This is a genomic window from Paraeggerthella sp., assembly GCF_048427265.1.
In the GTDB taxonomy this organism is placed as follows: Bacteria; Actinomycetota; Coriobacteriia; order Coriobacteriales; family Eggerthellaceae; genus Paraeggerthella; species Paraeggerthella hominis.
The window spans coordinates 1-6692 of sequence record NZ_DBFOSR010000074.1 but is presented as its reverse complement, the minus strand read 5'-3'; the positions used below and the strand labels follow the sequence as shown (position 1 = coordinate 6692).

Below are 6692 nucleotides of genomic sequence, written 5' to 3'. Positions count from 1 at the left end.
TGACCAGGCATAACGGAAAGCAAGCCAAACGGCAACGGGAACGGCGCCAACTTCGACGACCCCTAAACGTGAAAATCTGCCAGCGGGAGCGGTTTTTCGTGCGCAAGTTAGCGAAAGGGGCGAACGGCGCGCACGCGTCGGCCTCCCGCGCCGGCATCGCAAGAACGGCCTTACAGCAAACGGCGCCTCGGAGCATTTCCGAGGCGCCGTTTTCGCTATCAGATCGTGTCGTGCTAGCCGATCATCCTCATGACCGTTTCGCCCACCACGTCCGCATGGACGCCGGCGGCAAGAACCAGGAAGCGCAACGCGCACCCGCCGACGAGCGCGCCCACAGCGCCGCACGCCATCAATCTGCCCGTACCCTTCTTGTGCTTCACCAGCCCGACAACGGACGCGACCAAAGGCAACACAAGGCCGCATCCGACCACCAGACCCCAGAAAAGCGGGGCAAGGGAACCAGTAGCGAGCATCTGGGCGGACTGGGCAGCTGCTGCTGCTACGGCCGACCCTTCTCCGCCCAACGAAGAAACCAAAAGAGCGCCAAGTACGAAGCATTCCACGATCACGAGCGCCACCACCGCGACTTCCATCAACCAAGAAGCACGAGATGCCAAAGGATCCTTTTTTGCCAGCACCACAGCCGTCACCTCAACCAGCGCAACACCCGTATCGATACCTGATACCGCAAACAAACACGGCAGCAACAACGTATTCCATAGCGGCACGCCCGGAGCCATCATGAGCAGCATGCCCGTGTACACCGCCACGAACAAACCGAGCGCAATGCCGATGACCGCCAACACCTTGCGCATGCGAACAAGCCCCTTCGCTCGTTCCGCGCTGTTGGCAAGATGCCTTTCCACTTTGCCCACGGCCAGCACCGCCGACAAGCCGAACACGATAATGGCCGCAAACGCACCCCAAGCACCATATGTCATCCACGAGGTGAAGTGACTGAAGCTTTGCCACATCATAAGCCCGCGCATCGGTTGGGTCAGTTCGGACAGCAGTAGCAGCAAGCCAACGCCCAAGCACACCGCTGATGCCCACATGGAAGCACAAATAATCTTGGCGTGACGCTTCTGGTCTATCAGATAGAGCACCGCTGCCGTAACGAACCCCCCAGCTCCCATGCCGCCTAAAAACAGGTACAACGCGGGCTGCCAACCCCATATCGATTGCATCTCCATACTCACTTCTCCGTTCCCAGCAGCAAGCAAGACGGATCGTTCGCTTGGGCGATGGGAACCGCAGAGCCCCCTGTAGACTCCATCAGCTCGTCCAAAGGTCCGAATTGCAGAGCGCCGAATTTGCACGCGCGCACGCAGTACGGCTCATCCTCAATAGAAAGCCCCGACCCACGGCAGCAATCGCACTTATCCATGGCAGCCGAATCGTATCGAGGAACCTCGTACGGACACGCTTGGAAGCAGTACTTACAGCCTATGCACACGTTCTTGTTTACCCGCACAACACCGTTAACGTCCTTCGAGATCGCACCAGCCGGGCAAACCTTCATGCAGCTCGGATCGGCACAATGCATGCAGGATGTGGAGATAAAGAACGTCCGTCCTCTTTTACGCTGGTACGAGGAAACAGTCCGCCTGCCAGGAGCATCTTCGGCCAGGCCGTTATGCTTCCTGCATGCTTCAACACAACGCCCGCAGCCAGAACAGCGAGACAAGGCAACCAAGAAACCGTACCGAACGCCGTCATGCTCAGGCGCCAAATCCACTTCTTGAGCGCGCGCCTCATCGCCAGAAGTAACAACTTCTCCCAGCGCAAGCGCGCATGCGCCCGCGGCCGATGCCCGCAAGAGCACTCGGCGCGTTACGTTCGCTTCTTCTCCCATGTTTACACCTACTTTCAATGTCGACGGCGGCTATTCCTCGACGTTAAACACAACACTAGAAGCAAGGGGAGAAACGACGCCGTCTTCGGCAACGGCCCGAACGTCAAGTTTGAACGAACCCGGCTCCTCGGTCACATAGTCGAAGTGCCAATGCACCCAATCCTGCGTGGTGGCCTCAGACGTATCGAACGCACTCCACGTCTGTCCGCCGTCCAGAGAGAACTCCACGGCCTTGATCTGCTTTCCGCAATCATCCGCATAGCCCTCGAACGTGACCATGTCTCCAACCTTGAACGTATCGGAAACCGTGTTGAGCACGCTCACCTTGGCACGATAGTCTGCATCCGGGCCTTGAACCTCGGGAACCTCGTCGGACACGGATAGCTCGATATCGGTAACCGCACGCGTGAAGTACTTCGCCACGGTATCGGGAATCCAAACCTGCAAGCGCTCGCCGTCCGAAAGCTTCTGGTCGCCGATCTGGTACACCAGCATTGCTTCTTTATCCGTCACATACGTCAGCGGCATCGGCAGGCCATAGCCATCCTTGTCTTTGAACGTGATCGTGTTAACCTGCGGATCAACGTCAACCAAGGAAAGCATGTCCGACACTTTAACTCCTGTGACGCTGGCCATGGCAAGCGCGGGGCTCATGCTGCAAGTGCAGCGCATTTTCTCGGTCTCGGCCTTCATGCGCTCGATTTCCTCGAGTCCTATGGTGCGCACCTTCTCCACATTGCCGCCGATATTGACATAGTAGCTCTCGTGAGTCACCGCATCAAAGGCATAGCCAGGCTTGGCGCACATGCTGGTGGCAGCCGTGCCGAACAGGTTGAACACCTCGTCGGTTGGCGTGAGCGTGTCCTGGCAAAACGAGAAGCTACCGGCCACGTTCGCAACTTTGACGTAGTCCACTGCATTGCGCTGCATCACTTGAACAGGGCTTAAATCCTCCGCCGCAATCGCTACCCCGGGACCGAACGCGCTTATGCCGCCCAGCGCGATACTGGCACCCATCGTGCAACCCAGCACCTTCGTCCCAATGGAATGTCTCATGTTATCCCTCCACATTGCTCTTAGCAGTAACCATGACTTTTTGGTTATTAACGCTGACCAGACCCGTTTCCGTGGTGCCGCGGATCGTCAGCACGTAGCTGCCGTCGGTTTCGGGCGTCCACGTATAGTGCCAGTACACCCACTGTCGAGGATCGGTCTGGCCCAAGTCGTAGGCAGTCCACGTTTTGCCGTTGTCCATGGAGAACTCAAGCTTGGTGACCGCTTCGTCGTACGCATCGGCATAGCCTTCGAACGTGAACGGCTTCCCGGTCTCGATGATCATGCCTTCAGGGACCTTCAGGATAGAGGCGTTGGGCTTGTTGATGTACGGGCCCTCGCCATACGAGTTGAAGCCATTCATCATCCAGTCTTCCCAAGGCTTCTCTTCGTCGGTCAGCGTATAGCCCATGCACTGCTTCACGAATGACTGAGCATCGCATCCCTCGACCCAGTTGATGCAGGGGCTACCCTGACTAGGATCGAGACGCTTGCCGCCAATTTCGTACACCAGGTACACGTCGTCGAAGCTTGCCTCCGGCACGCCACGGTTGCTATGCGTCATTTCGCCATTAGTGTGAAACTCCCGACGATCGAACAACACACCGGTGATGTCTTTGCTTGCGCCGCCGCCCTTCTCAATGAGCCAGCTCAACGGAATGCCCGTGATTTCTACGTTGGAAATACCGCCACCTCCAGGCATGTTGTCCACGCAGTGGATTTTGGAGAGTTTTGTAACCGTTGCACCGGCGCCCTCGGCCTCAGCGATGAGATCAGCAAGCTTGGCGGTATACGGCTTGTTCACCAGGCCGTTTATGGTGACTTCCCAATTGTCCACGAAGTCCTGCGGCATTTCCGCATCAAGGACGTTTTTACCCATGATATGGATCAGGTGATCGTAATTGGAATGAATCCAATCGTAGGTAAACATATCTTCGGGTGCAGTGGTGGTGGTTTGGTCGAACTTGAATTCGCCCTGGACATCCTTCACTTTAACGATCCCGTCCAGATGGTCGTACTTGACCTCGTCCCAAAGCTCAGCACCGTTGCCGTTCTCAGTAATGTTATGGCAGCTGATGCATTTTCCGCCACGGTCCTCGAAGTTGGCGCCGTTGCGCTCGCCATAGTGCACGGCGTGCATCACGGTACCCATTTCTTGGCCATCATCGGCGCTGTGGCACAGCATGCACTGATCGACGGTGAGCTTGCTGCCTAGCGCATCGTTCCATACGGTGGGGTGAGCATATTCCATGTTGGACAAGGCGTCGCCAAGATCTTCGTGGCAAGCTCCGCAACCACGGTTGTCGGCATCCAAGAAATAGTTATTGTACGTCGTACCTTCTTCATAGGGGCGGTTCCAGTGGTAACACTGATACTCGGATGGCGTACGCTGGACCTTGGTTCCGTCTTCCAGAGTGCGAATCTCAGGAGCGTACTCCTTGTTAATCTCCTGCCAGCGGGCATTCTCCTCGGCAAGCACCGCCTCGGACTCCTCGATGCTGTTGGCGTATTGTTTCCCCTCGCCCGAAGCATCGCCCTCTGCCGCCGGGTCCTGCTGCGCACAGCCAACAGCGCAAAGCGATCCGGCCAAGAGCACTGTAGTTACCCACACGAACTTCTTTTTCATTCCCCTTCCTTTCTCTCCCTGTGGCGCGAAGAGGACAGACGCCTCGAATCTTGCTCGTCTCAAGCATTTCGAGCGGTCTAGCTCCCCCGTCGCTTTACCTCCAAGCTGTATCGTATCATAAATCATACAAATATGTGATACTTGTCTTAGTGATATATGATTCTTTTTCAAGAATGGATCGAGCTTTGCCCAAAACGATAACCGGGCTTCTTTTCAACAAGGAACCCGGTTATCGTTTTTGCTGTTCAAAGACCTATTTTGCCGAAAATGTCCTACCCTTTTCTAGCAAGGCTCTCCAACCCCTCGAACGCATCCGACAACGCGCTGGGTATCACCACAAGGCCGCCCTTCTCCTTCACGCTATCCGACACGAAGCTCATAGCGCGAAGCTGCAGCGCCGCATCTTCTTCTTTGTACGTGCGCGCGGCGTCCACGAACATTTCGGATATCTCCTTCTCAACTTCAGCCAAGATGACGCGCGCGTTGTACTCGCGCTCAGCGCGGGCTTCAGCCGACATGGCCTCCTGCAGCTCTTCGGGGATCTTGATGTCGCGGATCTCCACCGACACCACCGTAATGCCCCATTCGCTGGTTTTCCGCTCAAGGATGGCTGCGATCTCTTTGTCGATTTGGGCGCGACGCATGCCCATCTGCGCGATATTGACGCCGCCGATCACGTCGCGCAACGTGGTTTGGGCAATCCAGAACACCAGGCGCTCGAAGTTGCGAATTTCAGAGCACGCCTTGCCCGCGTCCCACACCATCCAGAACAAGACCGCGTCTACGTTCACAGGAACCAAGTCGGAGGTCAGTACCTGCTCAGCTTTGAACGACGTCGACCGCATACGCAAGTCGATGACCGCCGACGCGTATTCGACAAAGGGAATCATAAGGATAAGACCGGGACCGGCCACGCGGTTGAACCGACCAAAGCGCATAACCACGGCGCGCTCCCATTCAAGTACAACATGCGCACAGCTGAACAAGACAGCACCTGCCACTATGCCGACCACAAGAATCGCAACCGACGATGCAAGCCATGCAATCAGTCCGAAAACAGCCACAACGGCCAGAACCAGAACCCAGCGCAACATCGTAGCGCCCCAGCGACTTGTAGCCGTATCCTTGAAATTGTCTTCGATCTCAGCCGAAACGCTCGAGCGATCCCGCTCTTCGGGCTCGCTGAAAAACGACCTCTCCCCCATGTTATCTCCCCTATTCGATCGGTTACTCGGAAAAGCGTTCCTTCACCCGCACCAACACGTCCCCCTCCGAGACGTTGCTCTCCCGAGCCACGCGTACCAGTTCGTCGATAACAAGGTCCACGGGAGATTCCGGTAGCTGCAGTACATCTTTGTCGACGTCGGCAACGAACGATCGCTTGCCGCGACTCGAACAAATGAGATTGTCCGCTTCAAGATCCTGGTACACCTTATGAATGGTGTTGTAGTTCACGCCAAGCTGCGTCGCAAGTTCGCGTACAGTTGGCAGCACATCCCCCGGCTTGATCTGGCCGCTTTTAATAAGGAAGATCAAGTTGTTGCGAATCTGCACCCATACGGGCACGCCGGATTTCTCGTTTATGTGCAATGATTCAAACAAAGGGGTGGACTCCGCCTCTCAAAAGCATCCTGCATATGTATGATACCATGATTCAAAAGAGGTCATCCAAGCAGCACAATCCGAACGCATTGGGAAACGTGTGGATCCAAGCCCGGCGGGCGTCTGGCGGGACGAGGGAACGGGACGCGGCGCGGGACTGGCGAGACGCAAGCTCGCTGCCACCCCGCCCACCGCTCCCGGCCCCGCCCCGTTCGCGCAGGCTCCTCTGGTTCGGCGGCACGAACCGAGCCAGCTCTTCGCCGGTCGCCTACCTCGTTCGCGGAGTGCGCACCCGTTTCGCGCTCCCGTTTCGCGCTCCCACGTCGCCACACCCCCGTTTCGCGCTCCCGCGCCGCCCCCACCTCCCGTCCCTGCCCCCACAGCGGCGCTTGCGCGCGAAAAACCGCTCCCGCCGGCAGGTTTTGACGGTTTGAGGTCGCTTGAGCCGACCAGACAAGCGCTCGCAAAAGCGCAGCGCAACAGCCCAAGGCCGTGACCAGGCATAACGGAAAGCAAGCCAAACGGCAACGGGAACGGCGCCAACTTCGACGACCC

The 6692-nt window shown here is 57.2% G+C and carries 6 protein-coding genes; all 6 read right to left on the bottom strand.

The features are described from left to right. Nucleotides 1-233: 233 nt before the first annotated feature. The gene (gene nrfD, locus ACMNI9_RS07170) at nt 234-1193 is read right to left on the bottom strand and encodes an NrfD/PsrC family molybdoenzyme membrane anchor subunit (RefSeq protein ID WP_114568033.1); all 960 of its coding nucleotides are present in this window, start codon (nt 1191-1193) and stop codon (nt 234-236) included. Nucleotides 1194-1195: 2 nt separating this feature from the next. Continuing rightward, complete coding sequence (locus tag ACMNI9_RS07165; RefSeq protein WP_418831348.1) at nt 1196-1855, bottom strand: 4Fe-4S dicluster domain-containing protein; 660 nt, start codon at nt 1853-1855, stop codon at nt 1196-1198. A gap of 30 nt (nt 1856-1885) precedes the next feature. After that, nucleotides 1886-2911, bottom strand: a complete 1026-nt coding sequence (locus ACMNI9_RS07160; RefSeq protein ID WP_216528803.1) for a molybdopterin-dependent oxidoreductase — start codon at nt 2909-2911, stop codon at nt 1886-1888. A 1-nt stretch (nt 2912) separates the two neighbouring features. Continuing rightward, nucleotides 2913-4535, bottom strand: a complete 1623-nt coding sequence (locus tag ACMNI9_RS07155; protein ID WP_418831347.1) for a molybdopterin-dependent oxidoreductase — start codon at nt 4533-4535, stop codon at nt 2913-2915. A gap of 272 nt (nt 4536-4807) precedes the next feature. Next, the gene (locus ACMNI9_RS07150) at nt 4808-5740 is read right to left on the bottom strand and encodes a slipin family protein (protein ID WP_114568037.1); all 933 of its coding nucleotides are present in this window, start codon (nt 5738-5740) and stop codon (nt 4808-4810) included. A gap of 22 nt (nt 5741-5762) precedes the next feature. Next, a complete protein-coding gene (locus ACMNI9_RS07145) occupies nt 5763-6101 on the bottom strand; it encodes a GntR family transcriptional regulator (RefSeq protein ID WP_225749553.1) in 339 nt (112 codons plus the stop codon). Nucleotides 6102-6692: the final 591 nt, after the last annotated feature.

Bases quoted from the DNA above. Each gene is read 5' to 3' on its own strand.
- nrfD (WP_114568033.1), bottom strand. From the start codon at position 1,193: ATGGAGATGCAATCGATATGGGGTTGGCAGCCCGCGTTGTACCTGTTT.
- ACMNI9_RS07165 (WP_418831348.1), bottom strand. From the start codon at position 1,855: ATGGGAGAAGAAGCGAACGTAACGCGCCGAGTGCTCTTGCGGGCATCG.
- ACMNI9_RS07160 (WP_216528803.1), bottom strand. From the start codon at position 2,911: ATGAGACATTCCATTGGGACGAAGGTGCTGGGTTGCACGATGGGTGCC.
- ACMNI9_RS07155 (WP_418831347.1), bottom strand. From the start codon at position 4,535: ATGAAAAAGAAGTTCGTGTGGGTAACTACAGTGCTCTTGGCCGGATCG.
- ACMNI9_RS07150 (WP_114568037.1), bottom strand. From the start codon at position 5,740: ATGGGGGAGAGGTCGTTTTTCAGCGAGCCCGAAGAGCGGGATCGCTCG.